This is a genomic window from Arthrobacter sp. R3-55, from assembly GCF_054161505.1.
Genome location: NZ_CP096423.1, coordinates 3,459,493 through 3,481,367 on the forward strand (window position 1 = coordinate 3,459,493; position 21,875 = coordinate 3,481,367).

Genomic DNA, 21,875 nt, shown 5'->3' on the forward strand with positions numbered 1-21,875 from the left:
CGCCGAGGCTCGGCCTGGCGACGCTTGCTGCCGCCGGGTTTTTGGTGTTCACAGGCACAGTCACCCTTGACGTCCCTTCAAAGTAGTTTCGATTTCCCCTCCACAAGACTGGCATGTGAGCCACCTCTCACCACGGTGCAAAATGACCTATAGTGTTCAACCATGAGACGTAATGCACACTATCAAGAGGGTGCTCGCGCAGCCCTCTCCGGACAGGTCAACGTGGACCTGTCCGCTATTTCAGACAATGTCACTGCACTGAAAAAGCGCACCGAGGCGCCGTATTTCATGGCCGTAGTGAAGGGAAATGCTTACGGCCACGGCTTGGTGGAAGTGGCCCGGACCGCAGTAGAGGCGGGGGCGGATTGGCTGGGAACCGCCCAGCTCAGCGAAGCAATCACCCTCCGCCAAGCAGGCATCACGGTGCCCATCCTCTCGTGGCTATATCTGGCATCCCAGACAAGTGCCACCATTCTTGAAGCACTGGAGAACGACATTGATGTTTCCCTTGGAAGCGTCACGCAACTCGAGGTTCTGGCCGGCATCGCAGACCGCGTTGGCCGCCCCGCCGTCGTGCATTTGGAACTGGACAGCGGCCTTAGCCGCGGCGGTGCACGCAAGGAAGATTGGGCGGAACTCGTCGCCGCCGCCCGCAAGGCTGAAATCGACGGGACCCTCCGTGTTCGAGGCCTCTGGACCCACCTGGCCTGGGCCGATGTCCCGGCGCACCCCGGCAACGCCAGCGCCGTCGCGGAGTTCGAGGACGCAGTGGGCCAAGCCCGCCAGGCAGGACTGACCCCCGAACTGCGGCATGTTTCCAGTTCAGCGAACATCCTGGACCGGCCCGAATTCCACTTCGACATGGTCCGGGCAGGCCTGGCCATCTACGGACTTGCCCCGGCTGATCACCTGAACCCAGCGGACTTCGGCCTGCGCCCGGCGCTCAGCGTCACGGCGCCCGTGGTCATGGTCAAAAAGGTGCCCGCAGGCACTGGAGTCAGCTACGAACACCAGGCCATCACCTACGAGCCACGCTACCTCGGGCTCATCCCGCTCGGTTACGCAGATGGTATCCCCAAGGGCATCAGCGGGCGCTCCGTGGTGAACATCGCTGGCCGCAGCGTGCCCGTGATCGGCAAGGTCTGCATGGACCAGTTCATGGTGGACCTCGGCCCGGACGCCTCGGGAATCGACGTCGGGGACACCGCGGTGTTGTTCGGCGACCCTGCGTGCGGGGCGGCGAGCGCAGACGACTGGGGAGCCGCAATCGGCAGCCACGGGGACGAGATCATCAACAGGATCGCACCGCGCCTGCCGCGCGCGTACGCCAGCGGTGCCGACCAGGACAGCGCCTACGAATGCCCCGACTACCAGGAGCCGGCCGCCGTCGGGCAGGGCAATGTCGCCTGAGCCCGCCACCGCCCGCCTGAGTTTCGTCACGCTCGAACAGTTTGTGGAGCAGCTGCCGCCGGAGTTGAAAATGCTTCACGACGGCGGCAGCGGCGCCTCGCTGCTGCGATGGGTTGAACCGAGCGAGCTGGAGGACCCCACCCCGTACCTCCCTGAAGGTGAGTTCCTTTTGACCTCCGGGCTGCCGTTCCTGGGGAAGGGCGGCTCGGCGGCCAAGGTGGACGCCTATGTGCGGCGGTTGGTGGAGGCGAAGGTTGCTGCGCTGGGTTTTGGCATCAGGCCCTACTTCGACGCCGTCCCGGACGTCCTGCTGGATGCGTGCCGCCAGCACAATCTCACTCTGTTCGAGGTTCCCGAGTCGGTTCCGTTCGCGGCGATCGGGTTGGAGTTCTCCCAGCTCCTGGAGACGGACAACGCACGGGTCTTCCGCCAACTGGCCGAGACCAACCGCCAACTCATGCGGGCCGTCCTCTCCCCCAGGCCCGAACATGAGCTCCTCGCCGCATTGGTACAACGGGTGCCGGTATGGGCTGTGCTGGTGGGGGCCGACGGACGGGTCCGGGCGCGCGGGCACAGTGCCGGCGGCAGCACCGGCGTCGAGCATTCACTGCTGGCACCCATGCTGGAGCGCCTGCTGTCCGGCAGCGGTCCACGCGTGGAGATGGACAGCTTTGAGCACCCGGGCTCGGCCCTGGTGTTCGGGCATCCTCTCCGCAGCACCAAGGACGCGAACCTGGGAGCGTTGATCCTTGGCTCGGACGCACCGTTGACGCCTGCGCAGAACAATGTGGTCCAGTCTGCGGTGGGCTTGCTGGAACTGCTGGTGCGGCAGCGGACCAGCGGTTCGCTCGCCCCGAGCCAACTGGCCACGGCCGTCCTGCTGCATCCGGACTCGCTGGCCTCGGGCTCAACCAAACACCTCAACGGTCTCAAAGACCTGCTGGCCCAAAGCTTGTCATCCACCAGGTCCGGCCAGATGCGCGTGGTGCAAGGCATCCGGGTGGATGGTGCTGCAGACGATGGGCCTGTTCGTGAGCTGCTGCAGTGGCGGAGGCTCTTCGATACCAAGCTGGTAGAGATCACCGAATATGGTTTCGCGACAATCACCCGGTTGAAGGTGGATGACGCGTTGCTGGCCGACATCGAAAAACTGGGATGGCGCCTGGTGGTGGGCGAACCCACCGAGCTCACCGGGCTCGCCGCCGCCTACCAGCGGGCCACATCATTGCGGAGCCGCGTGGTGACCACCGGTAAAAGTGCGCGCGTGGATGAAGTCACCTGGTCTGTTGCCGGACTCTTGGGACGCGAAGCCGGAACCATGCTGGCGGAGCGGCTCCTTGCGCCGGTGCTCTCCCTGGAGGCGGACCGGCGCGATCCCCTGCTGGCCGTCCTGCGCGGTTGGCTCAGTGAAAACGGCAGCTGGGACGGCTCGGCAAAACTCCTTGGGCTGCACCGGAACAGCGTGCGCCGGCAGATCGGCGTGCTGGGCGAGCTGCTGGACATGGACCTCAACCAGGCGCAGGTGCGGGCCGAGCTGTGGTTTGCGTTGCAGTACGTGGAGGAGTTGATCGGCTCCGGGGCAGACGGGGTTGTCGCCTAGCTGCGCTGATCCCACTCTTCATAGAGTTCCGGCCTGCGTTCGCGCAGATACGGAACTTCATCCCGCGCCGCTTTCACCGTGCCCGTGCCGACCTCTGCGAACAGCAACGTAGCCCCGTCCCCCGCCGCAGCAAGCAACGATCCGTCCGGCCCGGCCACCACGCTGCCGCCCAGGAACGTGTACACGTCCTCATGCCCGCTGTGGTTGGCGTAAGCCACGTTGAGTTGGCTTTCCAGGGCGCGGGCGCGGATCAGGACCTGCGGAACGTTGTCGAACCCTGCGGACAGGGCGGTTGGCACCAGCAGGAGTTCGGCGCCCCGGGTTGCTGCTGCCCGCACGGCTTCCGGGAATTCGACGTCGTAGCAGATCAGCATCGAGGTCCGTACTCCGTTGAAATCAACGACGGCGGGAGGTTCTTGGGCGGCGACGAACGCCTTGCGCTCCTCCGCACCGAAAAGGTGAACCTTGGCGTAGTTGAGGACCTCGGCACCGGAAGCGTCCAGCAGGGTAGCCGTGATGTGCCAGGCATCCTCATCATTGGCCACCGCCGGAAGGCTGTAGACCAGACCAATGGTGTGCCTGCGGGCGATCTCGGCGAGGCGGCCCCGGATGCCCGGAAGGGTTGCAGGGTCCAGTTCAGCGTGGAGCCGCAACGGTGCGTAGCCGACGGGAAACAGCTCAGGAGTGAGCAGCACAGCTGCACCGGCTTGGGAGGCGCGTTGGGCGGCGTCGTCGATCGTCTGGAGATTGGCGTCGACGTCCATGACGGAAGCATTCGCCTGCAGGACGGAGAGCAGCATCTTTACCACCTAGGTTTTCGCCTGGTCCGGGAGCTCGCGAGGGCCCGGACATTTCTTCCTTCCAGAGTAGGCGCGGAACCCCGGCGGAGGGTGGGGCATTTGGACCCGCACCTGAGCTACGCGGGACGCAACGCCCGCGGCTCTCGCGTTGCGGGGCCTGCTCTGCGCCCCTCAACGTGGATATGGAACGCTTAGCAGGCCCCACAACGGGTACATATCCCATGTTCTTGCGTTGGAGTATGTCGCGGAGAGTTGACTCGTTGTGTTCACTTCTTGACTACAACGTTGCTTGTGGGGCAATCTTCTTGTCATGCCCGCTACGCAGCGCTCAACGAAGAGCCATCCAAGAAAACCCGGCTCGCAGTCCGCACTGCGCCACCTCAATCAGCAGCGCATCATCGAGTGCCTGCTGAGCGGTCCATCAACGCAAGCCGAGCTCTCGCGCCAGACCGGGCTGTCCACGGCAACGATCTCCAACATCGTCAAAATCATGCAGGACGCCGGCCTTGTATCCACGGAGCCGACCACCAGCTCCGGCCGCCGCGCAACCAACGTGAGGCTGAACAGCAACGGTGCAGTCGCCGTCGGGATCGACTTTGGCCGCCGCCACCTGCGCGTGGTCCTGGCCTCCCTGGGCTACCACGTCATTGCCGAGGATTACATCGAATTACCGCTCGGCCACCAGGCCGAGGAAGGCATCGCGGCGGCGGTGCTGCTGCTGGAAAAACTGCTCCGGGAAAACGGAATCGACCGCACTGCGGTAGTGGGCGCGGGAGCGGGCATTCCTGGCCCCATCGACCGCCGCTCCGGCACCGTTGCCCAAGGTGCCATCCTCCCCGAATGGGTGGGCATCGATATCCTCCACCGGCTGGAGGAAGCGCTGAATTGCCCCGTATTTGTCGATAACGACGCCAACCTCGGCGCCTTGTCCGAAGTGACGTGGGGACCCCACAGCGGCGTCTCCAACCTGATGTTCCTCAAGATCGGCTCAGGCATTGGCGCAGGCCTGATCCTCAACGGTTTCCCCTACTACGGCAACGTGGGTATCACCGGTGAAATCGGCCATGCCACCATCCATGAACATGGACTGGTGTGCCGCTGCGGGAACAGGGGTTGCCTCGAAACGATAGCGTCCACCACCACCATGATCGAGCTGCTGGGACGCGGCCAGGAGACCCTCCTGACGCCCCAGGACATCGTGCGCAATTGCCTCGCCGGCGACTCCGCGACGCAGCGCGTAGTGGACGACGCCGGACTGGCCGTCGGACGCGCCTTGGGCAACGTTTCGAACCTGATCAACCCCGAAGTGATTGTGGTGGGCGGTCCCCTGGCAGGCCTCGGAGACCTGCTGCTGGACCCCATCCGCAGGGGTTTGGTACGTCACGCCGTGCCGGTTGTGGGAGAGACGACGCACTTGGCAATGTCATCGCTCGGGGCACGCGCAGAGGCCTTGGGTGCCGCCGCTTTGGTGTTCCAACACGCGGGCATTACCGGTAGGTAACGAAATCGTTAGCTGGATCATGCGTTCAAGTCTTGACGACAAGACGGGTGATCCAGTTTACTTTTTCATCAGACAGCTCCGACGTTTGCGGAGCCGACAACGAAGTCATGCATTGGAGGCGTAAGGGCTGATGACATCCCTCGACACGCAAGGTGAACCCATCCTTTTGGAGATGCGTTCCATCACCAAGGAATTCCCTGGAGTGAAAGCCTTGTCGAATGTGAGCCTGCGCGTGATGGCCGGCGAAATCCACGCCATCTGCGGCGAGAACGGCGCTGGCAAGTCCACGCTGATGAAGGTTCTTTCCGGCGTTTATCCCTACGGAAGCTACACGGGTGACATCGTGTACCAGGCCGAAACACAGCAGTTCAAGGACATCCGGGCCAGTGAAGCGGCCGGAATTGTGATCATCCACCAGGAGCTGGCGCTGATCCCGGAACTGTCCATCATGGAGAACATCTTCCTGGGCAACGAACCCACCAAGTGGGGAGTGATCGACTGGGCCGAGGCCCGCAAGCGTTCCCTCGAACTCCTGGCCCGCGTTGGCCTCCGCGAGGATCCCGATACCCCCATCAAGGAAATCGGCGTTGGCAAGCAGCAGCTCGTGGAAATCGCCAAAGCACTGAACAAGTCCGTGAAGCTCCTGATCCTGGACGAGCCCACGGCGGCGCTGAACGAATCGGACTCCCAGCACCTGCTGGACCTGATCCTAGGCCTCAAAGGCCGGGGCATCACCTCGATCATCATTTCCCACAAGCTCAACGAGATCGAACAGATCGCGGACGAGATCACCATCATCCGCGACGGCAAGTCGATCGAAACGCTCAACGTCAAGCGTGACGGCGTGGATGAGGACCGCATCATCAAGGGCATGGTGGGCAGGACCCTGGAGTCCCGCTTCCCGGATCACGAGCCCAAGATCGGCGAGGTCTTCTTTGAGGTCAAGGACTGGACGGTGGGCCACCCACAGATCCAGGACCGCCTCATCTGCAAGGGTTCGAACTTCTTTGTCCGCCGTGGCGAGATCGTCGGTTTCGCGGGCCTCATGGGTGCCGGCCGCACAGAACTGGCCCGTTCCCTCTTTGGACACTCCTACGGCCGCTTCATCAAGGGCCAGGTTTACAAGGACGGCAAGCAGGTCCACCTCCGTACCGTCAAGCAAGCCATCGACGCCGGACTGGGTTACGTCACTGAGGACCGCAAGTCCCTGGGCCTGAACCTCCTCGATGACATCAAGACCACCACGGTTTCGGCCGCGCTTAACAAGATCAGCAACTACTCGGTGGTGGATACCCGCAAGGAGTTCTCCGTTGCGGAGGAATACCGGAAGTCGTTGCGGACCAAGACCCCTTCCGTGGAAGAGGGAGTTGCCAAGCTGTCCGGTGGCAACCAGCAGAAGGTGGTCCTTGCCAAGTGGATGTTCACGGATCCGGACCTGCTGATCCTGGACGAACCCACCCGTGGCATTGACGTCGGCGCCAAGTATGAGATTTACGGCATCATCCAGAAGCTGGCGAACCAGGGCAAGGGAGTGATTGTCATCTCCTCGGAGCTTCCTGAGCTCCTGGGCCTGTCCGATCGCATTTACACCATCTTCGAAGGCGCCATCACGGGCGTGCTGGACAAGAACGAAGCAAGCCAGGAAAGCCTGATGAAGCTTATGACGTCCGCCCGCAAAGCAGCCTGACCCTTTGGCCCCGCTCCGCCCCTTCCTGACACAAGGACCAAAACAATGAACGCGCTCAAGAAGCTATTTGGTGGCAATACCCGCCAGTTCGGCATGATCTTCGCCCTGGTGGCACTTATCGTCTTCTTCCAGATTTTCACTGACGGACGCACCCTGACGCCCGGCAACGTGATCAACCTGTTCAACGGCAACTCCTACATCCTGATCCTGGCCATCGGCATGGTCCTGGTGATCATCGCCGGGCACATCGACCTTTCCGTGGGTTCCGTCGCAGCATTCGTCGGGGTCTTCGTGGCCCTGGCAATGCGGGACTGGGGCTTCCCCTGGTGGGCCGGCGTGCTCTTCGGCCTGGTCCTGGGTGCCGTGATCGGCGCCTGGCAAGGGTTCTGGGTGGCGTATGTGGGCATACCGGCCTTCATCGTGACCCTGGCAGGCATGCTCCTGTTCCGAGGCTTCAACCAGTTTGTTGGCAAGTCCAACACCATCCCCGTCCCCAAAGAGTTCCAGTTCCTTGGTTCCGGCTACCTGCCGGAGGTTGGCCCGGAGACCGGCTTCAACAACCTCACGGTACTGCTCGGCCTGATCGCCGTCGCCTTCGTGGTCATCATGTCCCTGCGTGCCCGAGCCACCAGCAAGGCACTTGGCGCCGACGTTCCCGAACTCTGGGTCGAAATCACCAAGCTGGTCCTGATCTGCGGCGCCATCCTCTACGCCACGTACTTGTTCGCCACAGGCCGCCCCGGCACTTCCTTCCCCATCCCCGGCCTGATCCTCGCCGTGCTGGTCCTCATTTACGGTTTCATCGCAGACAAGACAGTCCTTGGCCGCCACGTCTACGCCGTGGGTGGCAACCGCCACGCAGCTGAGCTGTCCGGTGTCCAGTCCAAGAAGGTCAACTTCCTGGTCATGATGAACATGTCCGTCCTTGCAGGCCTGGCAGGCATGATCTTCGTTGGACGTTCCACCGCATCCGGCCCCTTCGACGGCGTCGGCTGGGAACTGGACGCCATCGCGGCAGTCTTCATCGGCGGCGCAGCTGTCACCGGTGGCGTCGGCACCGTGATCGGCTCGATCGTTGGTGGCCTCGTGATGGCCGTCCTCAACAACGGCCTCCAGTTGCTTGGCGTTGGCGCCGACCTCACCCAGATCATCAAGGGCCTGGTGCTCCTGGCAGCAGTGGCCTTCGATGTCTACAACAAGTCACAGGGCAAACGCTCCATCACTGGCCTGTTGATGAAGAACTTCCAGCGCAATAACGAGATCAAGCCCGACGAAACCACATCCACCAAAGAGGTCATCTCCAAGGAAGCGTAATCCGCTCCCTGACAGACTCGCTCCACCCCACCCACACAGAAAGTGAACCAAGATATGCGAATGTTTGGTAAAGCAGGAAAGGCAGCAGCAGTCGCTGCCATCGCGGCACTGGCGCTGACAGCCTGCGGCCGCGCTGACAGCGGCTCAAGCAGCAGCACAGCAGGCGGGGAAGCGTTCCCCAAGGACTCGCTGATCGGCGTCGCCCTTCCGCAGAAGACCAGTGAAAACTGGGTCCTGGCGGAGAAGCTGTTCAACGACGGCCTCACCAGCGCCGGCTTCAAGCCGGACGTCCAGTTCGCCAACGGCGGCGTATCCGAGCAGCAGAACCAGATCAGTGCCATGGTCACCAAGGGTGCCAAGGTCATCATCGTGGGAGCCATCGACGGCGCCCAGCTGGGTACCCAGCTCCAGCAGGCCAAGGACTCCGGCGCCACTGTCATCGCCTACGACCGTCTGCTCCTGAACACCGAGAACGTGGACTACTACGTGGCGTACGACAACTTCAAGGTTGGTGTCCTCCAGGGCGAGGCCCTGCTGGACGGCATGAAGGCCAAGAAGGCAACCGGCCCCTACAACGTGGAACTGTTCGCAGGCTCCCCCGATGATGCCAACGCAAAGGTCTTCTTTGACGGCGCCATGAGCGTCCTGAAGCCGAAGATCGACGACGGCACCCTCAAGGTAGTCTCCGGCCAGACCTCGTTCGAGCAGGCTGTCACGCAGGGTTGGAAGGCAGAAAACGCCCAGCGTCGCGCCGATACGCTGCTTACCGGCAGCTACGGCACCGCTTCCCTGGACGGTGTCCTGTCCCCGAACGACACCCTGGCCCGCGCAGTCCTGACATCCGTCAAGGCCGCCGGCAAGCCGCTCCCGGTTGTCACCGGCCAGGACTCCGAAGTTGAGTCGGTCAAGTCGATCATGGCCGGCGAGCAGTACTCCACCATCAACAAGGACACCCGCAAGCTCGTTGAGCACGCCATCACCATGGTGAAGGACCTCCAGGCCGGTAAGGAACTGGAAATCAACGACAAGGACTCCTACAAGAACGGCGTCAAGACCGTTCCGGCTTACCTCCTCCCGCCGCAGATCGTTACGGCAGAGAACGTTAAGACCGCTTACGTTGACGATCCGGTACTCGGCCCGATCACCAAGTAACACCCCTTACAAGCAAGCCCCGGTCCGCCAATGGCGGGCCGGGGCTTTCGCTTTACTGGATCGCCGACGGCCCGCTGAGCGGGGAGGTCAGAACCGGATCGCGTCGATGACCTTGACGCGCACGGCCACGAGCGCGGGGATGGCTCCGGCGATTGCGCCCACAAGGACTGCCGCGCCGATTCCAAGGACGGCAACTCGCGGGCCCGCTGAAAGCCCCATAATTTTCGTTTCCATACTCCCCCAATAGCTGTATTTCCCAGCCGAGGCGCCCAGCATGTCCGGACCTGCTGCGCACTGTGTGAGCGGGCGCACCCGTACCCGCCCTGCGCACCCCACGTTCCCTGCGGGCGCACCCGTACCCGCCCGGCGCACCCCACGTTCCCTGCGGGCGCACCCGTACCCGCCCGGCGCACCCGAGGTTACGGGAGCGAGGGGCGTAAAAGGGTGCGGCACCATGCCAACTCAAAAACCCGCACGCCTCATTGCCGGGCCCGCTCTGAGGCGTGCACGGCGCACCCGTACCCGCCTCGCGCACCCCACGTTCCCTGCCGTGGGGCGCACCCGTACCCGCCCGGCGCACCAGAGGTTACGGGAGCGAGCGGCGAAAAAGGGTGCGGCACCATGCCCACTCAAAACCTCGCACGCCTCATTGCCGGGCCCGCCCTGGCTGTGCGGCGCACCCGTACCCGCCCGGCGCACCCCACGTTCCCTGCGGACGCACCCGTACCCGCCCAGCGCACCCCAAGTTCCCTGCCCCGCCCTGGCTGTGCGGGCACCGTACCCGCCCGGCGCACCCCACGTTCCCCGCGGGCGCACCCCTACCTGCCCGGCGCACCAGAGGTTACGGGAGCGAGTGGCGTAAAAGGGTGCCACGCCATGCCCACTCAAAACCCCGCACGCCTCATTGCCTGCCCCGCCCTGAGGCGTGCACGGCGCACCCATACCCGCCCGGCGCACCCCACGTTCCCTGCGGGCGCACCCGTACCCGCCCGGCGCAGCAGAGGTTATGGGAGCGAGTGGCGTAAAAGGGTGCCGCGCCATGCCCACTCAAAACCCCGCACGCCTCATTGCCGGGCCCGCTCTGAGGCGTGCACGGCGCACCCGTACCCGCCCGGCGCACCCCACGTTCCCTGCGGGCGCACCCGTACCCGCCCGGCGCACCCGAGGTTATGGGAGCGAGCGGCGTAAAAGGTGCCGCGCCATGCCCACTCAAAACCCCGCACGCCTCATTGCCGGGCCCGCTCTGAGCCGTGCACGGCGCACCCGTACCCGCCCGGCGCACCCCACGTTCCCTGCGGGCGCACCCGTACCCGCCCGGCGCACCAGAGGTTACGGGAGCGAGCGGCGTAAAAGGGTGCGGCACCATGCCAACTCAAAACCCCGCACCTCATTGCCGGCCCCGCCCTGAGGCGTGCACGACGCACCCATACCCGCCGGGCGCACCCCACGTTCCCTGCGGGCGCACCCGTACCCGCCCGGCGCACCAGTGGTTACGGGAGCGAGCGGCGAAAAAGGGTGCGGCACCTTGTTCTCGCAGAGGCACCGCTTGCCCGAAATGAGAGGATGAAACGCATGACACTCCCTATCGCCAAGCCGTGGCTTTCCTCCCAGACCAACCAGGATCCCCGGGCTGCCACAGGCCGGCCTTTGCGATGGGGCGTAGTTTCCACCGGGAATATCGCCAACAGTGTTTCCCAGGACCTGGCCCTGCTGGAAGACGCAGAGCTGTATGCAGTGAGTTCCCGGACGCAGGCTGCCGCTGATGCGTTCGCGCACACGCTGGGTTTCGCCAAGGGCTACGGGGACGACGGCGGTGTTCCCGGCTACCAGCGTTTGGTGGGGGACCCCGCCGTGGACGTGGTCTATGTGGCCACACCCCATGCCCAGCACTTCCTGATCGCCGCGGCTGCTATAAGGGCCGGCAAGCACGTGCTGTGCGAGAAGGCCCTCACCATCAACGCCCGCGAAGCCACCGAACTGGTCAAGTTGGCGCGGGAGAATAACGTGTTCTTCATGGAGGCCGTGTGGAGCCGTTTCCTGCCGAGCATGCAGCGGGCCTTCGAGATCGCAGCCTCGGGTGAGCTCGGACAAATCCAGTGGGTCAGCGCGGACCTTGGTTTCCCTGCGCCCTATGATCCTTCGGCACGCATCTGGGCCCTCAATGACGGCGGCGGGGCTCTCCTGGACATCACCGTGTACCCCTTGCTGTGGGCTTTGGGAACTCTGGGTTTCCCGCAGTCCGTCACCGCGATCGGCACGCTGAATGACGACGGCGTGGACACCCAGAACGCCCTGACCCTGGGTTATTCCAGTGGCGCGCAGGTTCAGCTCACTTCGTCCCTGATGGCGCACGGCCCCAGAACAGCCACCGTCGCCGGCGGCCTCGGATTCCTGCAAACGGTGGGCTCAGTGAACAACCCGCGTGAGCTGATGATCCGGGTTGGCTGGGACGAGCCGCGGCACGAGCATTTCGAGACCGTGGGCATCGGCTACACGTACGAGCTCCGCGAAGTGACCCGTTGCATTCAGCAAGGCCTTACTGAAAGCCCGGTCATGCCACTGGAAGACTCCATCAACGTCATGCGCCTCTTTGACGGTGTACGGTCCCAGCTGGGGATCAGATACCCGAACGACGTACGGTGAAGTGCCGGCGGTGAGGCGCCCCGGCGGTGACTCGACCCCGCTGGCGAGTATCGCCGTCGGGAGTTAACGCAGCCGCGTTATCTCCCCGCGGGCTAGTACAGCTACCGCCGTGGGCCGGCTGATTGCCTGGCCAGCTTGCGGTCCACGGACAGCGCTCCGGGCCCAAGGAACACGAAGGCCACCGAGATCGCGGCGTAGATGATCAGGAGTTCGGCGGTCACCCCTGCCCTTTCCGTCAGCAGGGGCTTACCCGCTTCAGTGACAAACCAGATTCCGGCGAACATGATCGCGGCAAGGAATCCGGCCACGCGGGTGAGGGCTCCGAGCACCAGGAGCAGGCCCAGGCCCACTTCTCCGGCGATCACCAGCCACGCAACGATCTCCGGCTTCTGCACGCCCATGGCGGCAACCGAGGCAGCAAAGGCAGCATGCCCGGCCATGAGCTTCTGGATGCCGTGGACCATGATGAGCGCGCCGAAGACCACCCGCAGGATGGTGATGCCACGGGCGGAGGACTTGGGTGAGGGGTGAAGGAATTTCACGCGTTCCAATCTTCCATGCCTGGAGCCGGGGGCCAAACGCCGGACACTGTGAGCCCGGACGACGAGGGTCAGGACAACAGCGCCGGAATGTCCTTCACGCCGTCCACGATGTGGTGATGCGGGTGCGCGGCCAGGTCAACGCGGCCCAGTTCGCCGGTCAGGACTCCCACGGCGGTGACGCCTGCGTTGTTGGCAGCAGCGAGGTCATTGACGGTGTCGCCCGCGGCCAACACGGCGCGGACGTCCTGGACTCCGGTCAGTTCCATGGCACGGTGAATCATGTGCGGTGCCGGTCGTCCTGCGGCTACTTCGTCGGAGCAGACGACGGCGTCCAGCAGGTTATCGTCGTCGACGCCCCAGCCCAGCCGCTCCAGGAGGGGCTCGGCGACGTCGCGCGAGAAGCCGGTGGTCAGGGCCACTTTGATGCCTTGCCGGCGGAGTTCCCGGAACGCCTCTTCCACGCCCTCGAGTGCTACCGGCGGGTTGGCATCGTAGAACTCCACGAGCAATTCCTTGAAGCGCTTGAAGGCGGCGGCGACTACCTCCGGCATGGCAGCCCCTCCCCCGGCTTTAATGAGCGCTGTGATGGCCTCAACTTTGTCGGCACCCATCCATTCCTGGACAGCCTCGGGTGTGGTGGTCACGCCGGTTTCCTCGACGCAGCGGGCAAGGGCTACGTAAACATCGCCGTGCTCGTCGATGGTGGTTCCGGCCATATCGCAGGCAACAAGCTTGATCATGGGGTGGCTCCTTCAGTGTGGATCCGGACCAAGGCGGCCCGGCGCTCCACGGTGTTGTCAATGGTGAAGTTGGTCAATGCCGGAAGGTACCGGTCCTCGGAATATTCGATTGGCTGCCCGTCGGCGGACCGGGTGATGCGGCGTTCACGCAGGAGCGGAATACCTTCGGGTTGCTCCAACAGTTCGGCATCCTCCTCACTGGCAGCGACGGCGTCGATTGTGTGACGGGCACTGTGCAGGTCCACGCCTTGTTCCTTGAGGAACGCGAAGATGGACCCGGAATCGGTGTCGAAGTCGAACAGCTTGCGTCCCACGTCCAGGATGAACGTTGTGCGCTCGATCATGGCCGGTGCATCATCCAGGGAACGGACGCGCAACACTTCCACCACAGTGGTCCCTGGCATCAGGCCAAGCGCCTCCGCGGCTTCCGGGCTCGCTTCCCGCCTGGCCACTTCAAGGGTCCGCTGACCCGGTTTCCTGCCGATTCCGCTGGCCCACTCGGTGAACGAGTTGAATGTTGAGAACGACTGGGATGGCACGGACGAGCGAACCATGGGCGGCCTGCCCCGTCCTCCAGTCACAGCACCCTCAGACCTCAGAAAGGCGAGCGCCTGGCGGATGGGTCCGCGCGATGTTCCGAACTCGCGGCACAGCTCCGCCTCGCTGGGCAGCTGGAATCCCGGCGGCCAGTCCCCGTCAGTAATCCGGCGCATGAATTCCTCGCTGAGACGGACGTGAAGGGGTGCATTCTGTTGTGTGCTCACAAGTTGATAATACAAGTCCATGTCGCGGTTCAGGCCGGATTTACAAGAGATCAGATGAACTCAGCGTGAATTCAGATGAACAAACGTTAAATTCAGATTAACTTGTATATACAAGTCGCATCCTGGCTTGATTCCGCTTTCCTGAGCAGCCAAGGTCAGTGGTGTGAACAACCCAAGCACCTCCCCCAACACCGCCACCAGCAGCCCAAGCCAGCCCACCGACGTCGTGATTGTTGGCGCCGGAATCGTGGGCCTGGCCCACGCCGCGCATGCTGTAGCCAACGGCTTGAGGGTCACCATCATCGAGCGCGACCACCACGCTGCCGGCGCTTCCGTGCGCAACTTCGGCCACTGCTGCATCACCGCGCAGTCCGGGGAACTGTACGAGCTGGCGCAGACCTCCCGAAAGTATTGGCTCGAGTTCTCCGAACGTGCCGGATTCTGGGCCGCCGAAACCGGTGCAGTGGTACTCGCCCGTACCGAAGCCGAAATGGATGTCCTGCGCGAGCTCTCCGCTGCGCGGGAACCGGGACAGGTTGAGCTGCTCTCCCCTACCGGGACGCGGGCCCGGCTGGGCGCCTCCACGTCCGCCACGGTACAAGCGCACGACGACGGCTCCCGCCCCGGTGGGGAATGGCCCGGTCTGGTAGGCGGCGCCTTCCTCCGGGACGACCTGCGCGTCGACCCCCGCACCACGGTGGCACGGTTGGCCGAATGGCTCAGCCGGCAGCCCGGCGTCGAACTTCACTGGAACACCGCGGCACTGGGCTTCAACCCCGGCCCTGATGGCGTGGCGGTTCAGACGTCGCGCGGTGAGCTCAAGGCCAAGCAGGTGTTCGTGTGCGTCGGCCACGACGTCGACTACCTTTTCCCGGATCTTGCCCAGGAGCATCGGATCCAGCGGTGTGCCTTGCAGATGTCGTTGGCGGCTAAGCCCTCCAGAGTGGGGTTCACGCCGGCTGTTCTCACAGCGACATCAATGCTCCGGTATCCGGCGTTCACGGACATGCCCGCTGCCGCCGCACTGCGCTCCGAGGTGATGGAGAAGCAGCCGGAACTGCTGGAGATGGGTGCCAACGTCATGTTCACCCAGCGCCCCGACGGCACCATCATCCTGGGCGACTCACACCACTACCACCGCACGGCCGATCCATTCCTGGACGAATCCGTCACCAACACCATCAACACCGAAATCACAGGCCGCATCGGTGAGCCGCTGGAGATCATCCAGCGCTGGCAGGGCATCTACGCGTCCTCCGATGTGGCCCCCATCCTGGTCCGCGACGTCAAGCCCGGCGTCACGGTGGTGTCCGTGACTTCCGGGGTTGGCATGACGCTGTCCTTCGGCTTGGCGCACCGCAACGTATCGCGTCTGCGCTGACTCACCCTGTACTGAACTACCCCCTTCACCCCTCCCCTTCGCATAAGGATCCCCATGAAAACCACGCTTCTCACCGGTCCCGCGCTTGCCCTCGCCACCGTCCTGGCGCTCACGGCTTGCGGCGGCCCGGCACAGTCCTCCCCCGAAGCCACAAGCGCCACCTGCCCCAACGGCGAGATCAAGTTCGGGATCGAGCCCTACGAGGACCCGGCAAAGTTGAAGCCGGCCTACGATGTCCTGGCTGCAGCCCTGTCCAAGAAGCTCGAATGCCCCGTCAGTGTCCAGGTGGTGGAAGACTACGCCGCCGAGGTCCTGGCCATGCGCAACGGCAAGCTGGACCTGGGCCAGTTCGGCCCGCTGGGCTACGTGTTCGCTGATGCCAAGGCCGGCGCCGAGCCACTGGTTTCCTTCGGCACGGCTGAGAAGGAACTGAGCCCCTACACGGCCGGAATCTGGGTTCCCAAGGATAGCCCCATCCAGGCTATTGATGATCTCAAGGGCAAGTCCCTCGCCTTGGGCAGTGTTGGATCCACCTCCGGTGACGTCCTGCCCCGCTTCGGCCTGCGTGAAGCCGGAATCGCCGATGCCGACATCAAGATGGACTACACGGGCGGCCATCCCGAAGCCCTGCTGGCCCTGACCAATGGCAAGGTTGATGCAGCCCAGATCAACTCCCAGACACTCGCCACTGCGATTGCGGCCGGCACTTTCACTCCGGAGAACTTCCGCCAGGTGTGGACCTCCAACCCCATTCCCAACGATCCCATCACCGTACGCGGCGACGCCGATCCCGCGTTCAAAGCCGCCGTGAAGGATGCATTCCTGAGCCTGGACCCCGCCGACATCGCCAAGGTGGGCGAGTTCCTGGATGTCACCCCTCCTGGTCCGCTCCTGGAGGTCACCAAGGACAACTACACACCGTTGTTTGAGCTCGCGGACACCATGGGCCTCACCGAGAAGGATCTGTAATGCTGCTCCCGGGGCAGGGTCCCTCCGGCCAGGGTCTCTCCGGCCAGGGTCTCTCCGTGCAGGGTCTCTCCGTGCAGGGTTTACGGAAGTCATTCTACGGACGGACCGTCCTTGAGGGCGTCGACTTCTCCGTAGCTGCCGGTGAACTTGTGGCATTCCTGGGCGCCAATGGCTCCGGAAAGTCCACCACCCTGCGCTGCGTCATGGGCATCACATCCCCGGACTCGGGGAGCATCAGCATCGATGGAGCTGCGCTGGAAACCCTCCAAGGGCGTGACCTGCAGCAAGCCCGCCAACGCATGGCCATGATTTTCCAGAAGATCCATTTGGTCCCCCGGCGCACTGCGTTGGATAACGTCTGTGCCGGGGCCTTGGCCCGCATTCCCACGGTTCGCTCACTGAGCCCTCTGTTGTTTCCGGCCGACGTCCAGCAGGAAGCACTCGACTGCCTGGACAGGGTTGGACTGGCCGATCGCGCCTTCGACCGCGTGGGCCGCCTTTCCGGCGGACAGCAGCAGCGCGTCGCCGTAGCCCGGGCACTCTGCCAGCGCGCCGACGTCGTACTTGCCGACGAGCCCGTCTCGGCTCTGGACCCGCGCGCTGCCGAACAAGTGATGACTTTGCTGCGCGAACTCGCCCACTCCGAAGGTTTGGCCGTGGCCGCTGTGCTGCACCAGCCCGATCTCGCGCTGAGGTACGCCGACCGGTCCATCGGGCTGCTCCAAGGCTCCATGACCTTCGACCTCCCCTCCACAGAGGTCACAGCCGATCACCTCGACACGTTGTACGCCCCGGACCGGGACGTATCAGACCGGGACGTATCAGTGAGGACCCCCTCCGCAGACAGGACTAAGGCAGCATGACTCCCCGCACTTTGACCCCGGCCGCCGCCCGCCGGGAGACCACCAGCACACCCCGCGTGGCACTGGTCCGCCCGAAGAAGCCGCTGCGGTGGATCACGACGGCGGCTGTGGCGGCCGCCGTCGTCGGACTTCATGCCGTGGCCATCGAGGGTACGGACTTCAAGCCTGAGCTCTTGGTGGACGGCTGGAAGGGCATGGCCGCGTTCATTGGCGACGCGTTCCCGCCGGACCTCAGCTGGGAAAAGACGCTGAAGCCCGGGCTTGAAGCCACGCTGGTGACCCTGTGGATTGGTCTGCTGGGCACCACACTGTCCGTGCCGTTCGCCCTGCTTCTCGCTGCGCTGGCCGCTGAGAACACCAGCCCGCACCGGCTCGTCTACCAGGCTGCACGCGCCATCCTGTCCTTCTTCCGTGCCGTGCCGGACATCGTGTTCGCACTGATTTTCGTTACCGCCGTGGGTCTGGGTCCTTTTGCCGGGGTGTTGGCGCTGATCTGCCACAACACGGGTGTAATGGGGAAACTGTGGGCGGAATCCATGGAGGAAATCGACGCCGGGCCGCAGGAAGCACTTCGCACGGCCGGTGCCAACCGGATCCAGCAGGTCGCCAATGCCACGCTGCCCATGGTGGTCCCGCAGTTCGTGGGGCTGCTGCTGTACCGTTTCGACGTCAATGTACGGTCCTCGCTGGTCCTTGGGCTGGTGGGTGCCGGGGGCATCGGGCTGCTGATCAACCAGTCCATCAAGTCATTCCAGTTCGACTCCATGCTCACCCACATCCTGATCGTGTTGGTGCTGATCATCGTGGTGGACCAGTTCTCCGCGTGGATCCGCAGGCGCCTGGCCGCATAACGCACTCCGTACCCATCTCTGTACCCGTCTAAGTCGCAGTTGAGCGCGTTTTCAGCACTCAAAACGCGCACTGCTGTCACCCAGTTGGGTCAGTGGGGGCAGAATGGGAGGTGGCCCCAGAGTGTGGCCGCGGTCCTGAAGCGGGCCGGGTGTGGACGGAGCAGGCATGCAGGTTGACGTTGTAGTTGTTGGCGGAGGAGCCATGGGATCGGCTGCCGCATGGCAACTGGCCCGTGCGGGTCGCTCCGTGGTCCTGTTGGAGCAGTTCGAGGCCGGACACCACATCGGCGCTTCGCACGGTGCCACCCGGAACTTCAACACCGCGTACGCCGAGGCTGACTACCTGGACCTCCTCGCCGAGTCCAAGGTCCTCTGGGACGAACTCGCCGCTGAGAACGGCGCGCCGCTGCTGGACATGGTGGGCCTGGCGAACCACGGCAACATCGACCGCCTGAAACTGGTCAGGGAGGCCCACGAGGAACGCGGCATAGAGAGCTACTTCATCTCCGCCGACGACGCCGCCAACCGCTGGCGGGGAATGAACTTCGCCACCGATGTCCTCTTCGTGCCGGGCTCCGGCCGGATCCGTTCAGCCGATGCCCTGGTGGCGCTGCGAAAGTCCGCCGAGGCCCACGGCGCTGTTTTCAAGTACTCGACGCCGGTCCGCGATATCCGCATCGACGGCGCCGAATCGGTAGTGGTAGTGACCGAGGACATCGAATACACGGCAGCCCGTGTGGTGGTGACAGCGGGTGCCTGGACCACCAAGGTCCTGAACGGCCTCGCCAAGCTCCCCGCGTTGGTGGTCACCCAGGAGCAACCCGCGCACTTCACGCCTACGGACAACACGCTGGTGTGGCCGAGCTTCAACCACAGCCCGGACCCTGACCCGAACAACGAACTCTACGAGTACTGGTACAGCCCCGTGTACGGAATGCTCACTCCGGGCGAGGGCGTGAAAGCCGGCTGGCATGGCGTCGGCCCGGTCATGGACCCGGACGAGCGCACGTTCGAGCCAATCCCCCACCAGATGGAAGCGTTGGTGCGGTACGCCGAAGAGTGGCTTCCCGGCGTCGACCCTTCCACCGCGGTTCCCATCAGCTGCACCTACACCACCACCCCCAACGAGGACTTTGTGCTGGACCGTTTCGGTCCGCTGGTGGTGGGCGCGGGTTTCTCCGGCCACGGGTTCAAGTTCACGCCGGCTATTGGCCGGGTGCTGAAGGACATCGTCGACGGCGGCGTGGCACCGGAGCGGTTCCGCGCCGAGCGCTAAGAGTTTTTGTACAGATAATGCCCCCAAGACCGCGTCTTGGGGGCATTATCTGTACAAAAACTCGGAGCTCGGGCGCCCGTGAAAGGCACCCGAGCTCGAGGGACTACTTCTTCAGATCTGCGAGGACCTTGTTGAACGTAGCCGACGGGCGCATGATCTCAGCGGCCTTGGCGGCGTCCGGACGGTAGTAACCGCCGAGGTCGACGGCGGGACCCTGGACTGCGGCCAGCTCGCCGACGATTGCCTCTTCGTTGGAGGTCAGGGCTTCGGCGATTGCCGCGAAGTCCTTGGCCAACTCAGTGTCTTCGCTCTGCTTGGCCAATTCCTGTGCCCAGTAAGTGGCCAGGTAGAAGTGGCTTCCGCGGTTGTCCAGCTCGCCGACGCTGCGGCGCGGGGACTTGTTTTCCAACAGGAACGTACCCGTGGCGCGGTCAAGGGTGTCGGCAAGGACCTGTGCGCGGGCGTTGCCCGTGGTGGTGGCCAGGTGCTCGAAGCTGACGGCCAGGGCAAGGAACTCGCCCAGGCTGTCCCAGCGGAGGTGGTTTTCCTTGACCAACTGCTGGACGTGCTTGGGAGCGGAGCCGCCGGCGCCGGTCTCAAACAGGCCGCCACCGTTGATCAGCGGAACGATGGAGAGCATCTTGGCGCTGGTGCCGAGCTCGAGGATCGGGAACAGGTCCGTGAGGTAGTCGCGGAGGACGTTTCCGGTGACGGAGATGGTGTCCTCGCCCTTACGGATGCGCTCCAAGGTGAAGGCCGTGGCCTCAACCGGGGAGAGGATCTTGATCTCGAGGCCCTCGGTGTCGTGTTCCTTGAGGTACTCGTTGACCTTGGCGATCAGGTTGGCGTCGTGGGCGCGGGTCTCGTCCAGCCAGAACACGGCCGGGGTCTGGGATGCGCGGGCACGGGTGACGGCCAGCTTGACCCAGTCGCGCACCGGGATGTCCTTGGTCTGGCAGGCGCGCCAGATGTCGCCGGGGAAGACCTGGTGCTCGGTCAGGACGTTGCCCTTGCTGTCCACGAGCTGGACGGTGCCGGCTGCCTGGATTTCAAACGTCTTGTCGTGGCTGCCGTATTCTTCGGCTGCCTGTGCCATGAGGCCCACGTTGGGAACGGTGCCCATGGTGGTGGGATCGAACGCACCGTTGGCGCGGCAGTCATCCAGGACAACCTGGTAGATGCCGGCGTAGGAGCTGTCCGGGATGACAGCCAGGGTGTCGGCTTCCTTGCCATCCGGGCCCCACATGTGGCCGGAGGAGCGGATCATGGCCGGCATGGAGGCGTCAACGATGATGTCGGAGGGGACGTGCAGGCTGGTGATGCCCTTATCGGAATCGACCATGGCCAGCGCGGGGCCGTCTTCGAGGCCCTTGGTGATGGCTGCCTTGACGCCCTCGCGGACGTCCTCCGGCAGGTCTTCGAGGCCGCTGAGGATTGCTGCGAGGCCGTTGTTCGGGCTGATGCCTGCGGCTGTGAGCTGCTTGCCGTAGGTCTCGAACAGCTCGGAGAAGTACGCCTTGACCACGTGGCCGAAGATGATGGGGTCCGAGACCTTCATCATGGTGGCCTTCAGGTGTGCGGAGAAGAGGACGCCTTCTTCCTTGGCGCGGGCAACCTGTGCCTTGAGGAACTCGTCCAGGGCGTCGGCGCGGAGCACGGTAGCGTCCACAACTTCGCCGGCCAGGACGGGGAAGTCCTTCTTCAGGACCTTGGTGCTGCCATCTTCCTTGACCAGCTGGATGGTCAGGGAGTCGTTGGCGTCCAGGACAACGGACTTCTCGTTGGAGCGGAAGTCGTTCTCGCCCATGGTGGCCACGTTGGTCTTGGAATCAGCGGACCAAGCACCCATGGAGTGCGGGTTCTGGCGGGCGTAGTTCTTCACCGACAGGGGTGCGCGGCGGTCAGAGTTGCCTTCGCGCAGCACCGGGTTCACAGCGGAGCCCTTGATTTTGTCGTAGCGTGAGCGGATATCCGTCTCGGTGTCCGAGGAGGGGTTGTCCGGGTAGTCCGGGAGGGCGTAGCCCTGGGCCTGGAGCTCGGCGATGGCAGCCTTGAGCTGCGGCACGGAGGCGCTGATGTTGGGCAGCTTAATGATGTTGGCTTCCGGCTGCTTTGCCAGTTCACCAAGTTCAGCAAGGGCGTTGCCCGTGCGCTGTTCTTCAGTCAGGAAATCACCGAACACGGCGATGATGCGGCCGGCCAGCGAAATATCGCGGGTCTCAACCTCTACACCTGCGGTCGAGGCATACGCTTCAACAATCGGCAGGAATGAGTACGTTGCCAGCATCGGCGCTTCGTCTGTGTGGGTATAGATAATCTTGGCCATTGGCGGGGTTCTCCCTGAAAGTCTGCAGATTTCAACATCTCCTAACTTACCCGAGT

The 21,875-nt window shown here is 64.0% G+C and carries 18 protein-coding genes; 12 read left to right on the top strand and 6 right to left on the bottom strand.

The window, feature by feature from the left end:
• Window positions 1-162 precede the first annotated feature (162 nt).
• Together alr and M1D51_RS15865 are read left to right on the top strand one after the other, a co-directional pair.
• The gene (gene alr, locus M1D51_RS15860; protein ID WP_458107159.1) at window positions 163-1,410 is read left to right on the top strand and encodes an alanine racemase; all 1,248 of its coding nucleotides are present in this window, start codon (window positions 163-165) and stop codon (window positions 1,408-1,410) included.
• Window positions 1,400-3,010, top strand: a complete 1,611-nt coding sequence (locus M1D51_RS15865; protein ID WP_458107160.1) for a PucR family transcriptional regulator — start codon at window positions 1,400-1,402, stop codon at window positions 3,008-3,010. The genes alr and M1D51_RS15865 overlap by 11 nt, the downstream gene beginning before the upstream one ends.
• Here the strand turns inward: M1D51_RS15865 and M1D51_RS15870 are convergent.
• On the bottom strand, window positions 3,007-3,810 hold the full coding sequence (locus M1D51_RS15870) for a carbon-nitrogen hydrolase family protein (RefSeq protein ID WP_458107161.1): 804 nt from the start codon (window positions 3,808-3,810) through the stop codon (window positions 3,007-3,009). The genes M1D51_RS15865 and M1D51_RS15870 overlap by 4 nt on opposite strands.
• A 310-nt stretch (window positions 3,811-4,120) precedes the next feature.
• Here M1D51_RS15870 and M1D51_RS15875 point away from each other — a divergent pair, with 310 nt between their 5' ends.
• The 4 genes from M1D51_RS15875 (at window position 4,121) to M1D51_RS15890 (ending at window position 9,464) form a co-directional block, all read left to right on the top strand.
• Window positions 4,121-5,311 (top strand): ROK family transcriptional regulator, encoded by a 1,191-nt coding sequence (locus tag M1D51_RS15875; RefSeq protein WP_311213084.1) that lies wholly within the window; start codon window positions 4,121-4,123, stop codon window positions 5,309-5,311.
• 130 nt (window positions 5,312-5,441) lie between these two features.
• Complete coding sequence (gene mmsA / locus M1D51_RS15880; protein WP_172323290.1) at window positions 5,442-6,998, top strand: multiple monosaccharide ABC transporter ATP-binding protein; 1,557 nt, start codon at window positions 5,442-5,444, stop codon at window positions 6,996-6,998.
• Window positions 6,999-7,043: 45 nt separating this feature from the next.
• Window positions 7,044-8,312, top strand: a complete 1,269-nt coding sequence (gene mmsB / locus M1D51_RS15885; RefSeq protein WP_172323288.1) for a multiple monosaccharide ABC transporter permease — start codon at window positions 7,044-7,046, stop codon at window positions 8,310-8,312.
• Between the two features lie 54 nt (window positions 8,313-8,366).
• A complete protein-coding gene (locus M1D51_RS15890) occupies window positions 8,367-9,464 on the top strand; it encodes a substrate-binding domain-containing protein (RefSeq protein ID WP_172323286.1) in 1,098 nt (365 codons plus the stop codon).
• Window positions 9,465-9,551: 87 nt separating this feature from the next.
• Here the strand turns inward: M1D51_RS15890 and M1D51_RS15895 are convergent, their stop codons facing one another.
• Window positions 9,552-9,683: a hypothetical protein gene (locus M1D51_RS15895; RefSeq protein ID WP_458107162.1), complete on the bottom strand. Its 132-nt coding sequence runs from the start codon at window positions 9,681-9,683 to the stop codon at window positions 9,552-9,554.
• A gap of 1,353 nt (window positions 9,684-11,036) precedes the next feature.
• On the opposite strand from M1D51_RS15895, the gene M1D51_RS15900 reads away from it, so the two are divergent.
• Window positions 11,037-12,107, top strand: coding sequence for a Gfo/Idh/MocA family protein (locus M1D51_RS15900; protein WP_458107163.1), 1,071 nt, complete (start codon window positions 11,037-11,039; stop codon window positions 12,105-12,107).
• A 101-nt stretch (window positions 12,108-12,208) separates the two neighbouring features.
• Here the strand turns inward: M1D51_RS15900 and M1D51_RS15905 are convergent, their stop codons facing one another.
• From M1D51_RS15905 to M1D51_RS15915, 3 genes are all read right to left on the bottom strand, one after another.
• Window positions 12,209-12,649 carry a DoxX family protein gene (locus M1D51_RS15905; protein WP_458107164.1) on the bottom strand — a complete coding sequence of 147 codons (441 nt, stop codon included), beginning with the start codon at window positions 12,647-12,649 and terminating at the stop codon, window positions 12,209-12,211.
• Between the two features lie 68 nt (window positions 12,650-12,717).
• Window positions 12,718-13,389, bottom strand: coding sequence for a phosphonatase-like hydrolase (locus M1D51_RS15910; protein WP_458107165.1), 672 nt, complete (start codon window positions 13,387-13,389; stop codon window positions 12,718-12,720).
• Window positions 13,386-14,153 carry a GntR family transcriptional regulator gene (locus tag M1D51_RS15915; protein WP_458107166.1) on the bottom strand — a complete coding sequence of 256 codons (768 nt, stop codon included), beginning with the start codon at window positions 14,151-14,153 and terminating at the stop codon, window positions 13,386-13,388. Before M1D51_RS15915 ends, M1D51_RS15910 begins: the two co-directional genes overlap by 4 nt.
• A 163-nt stretch (window positions 14,154-14,316) precedes the next feature.
• On the opposite strand from M1D51_RS15915, the gene M1D51_RS15920 reads away from it, so the two are divergent.
• The 5 genes from M1D51_RS15920 to M1D51_RS15940 all read left to right on the top strand — a co-directional run bounded on the left by M1D51_RS15920 (window position 14,317) and on the right by M1D51_RS15940 (window position 19,493).
• Window positions 14,317-15,534 carry a TIGR03364 family FAD-dependent oxidoreductase gene (locus tag M1D51_RS15920; RefSeq protein WP_458107167.1) on the top strand — a complete coding sequence of 406 codons (1,218 nt, stop codon included), beginning with the start codon at window positions 14,317-14,319 and terminating at the stop codon, window positions 15,532-15,534.
• Window positions 15,535-15,588: 54 nt separating this feature from the next.
• Complete coding sequence (locus M1D51_RS15925) at window positions 15,589-16,503, top strand: phosphate/phosphite/phosphonate ABC transporter substrate-binding protein (protein WP_458107168.1); 915 nt, start codon at window positions 15,589-15,591, stop codon at window positions 16,501-16,503.
• Entirely contained in the window at window positions 16,503-17,366 is an 864-nt protein-coding gene (locus M1D51_RS15930; RefSeq protein ID WP_458107169.1) for a phosphonate ABC transporter ATP-binding protein, read from the top strand. The genes M1D51_RS15925 and M1D51_RS15930 overlap by 1 nt, the downstream gene beginning before the upstream one ends.
• Window positions 17,363-18,217 carry a phosphonate ABC transporter, permease protein PhnE gene (gene phnE / locus M1D51_RS15935; RefSeq protein WP_172323270.1) on the top strand — a complete coding sequence of 285 codons (855 nt, stop codon included), beginning with the start codon at window positions 17,363-17,365 and terminating at the stop codon, window positions 18,215-18,217. Before M1D51_RS15930 ends, phnE begins: the two co-directional genes overlap by 4 nt.
• Window positions 18,218-18,383: 166 nt before the next feature.
• The gene (locus M1D51_RS15940; RefSeq protein ID WP_458107170.1) at window positions 18,384-19,493 is read left to right on the top strand and encodes an FAD-dependent oxidoreductase; all 1,110 of its coding nucleotides are present in this window, start codon (window positions 18,384-18,386) and stop codon (window positions 19,491-19,493) included.
• Between the two features lie 103 nt (window positions 19,494-19,596).
• Here the strand turns inward: M1D51_RS15940 and M1D51_RS15945 are convergent, their stop codons facing one another.
• On the bottom strand, window positions 19,597-21,819 hold the full coding sequence (locus M1D51_RS15945) for an NADP-dependent isocitrate dehydrogenase (RefSeq protein ID WP_458107171.1): 2,223 nt from the start codon (window positions 21,817-21,819) through the stop codon (window positions 19,597-19,599).
• Between the last annotated feature and the right edge of the window lie 56 nt (window positions 21,820-21,875).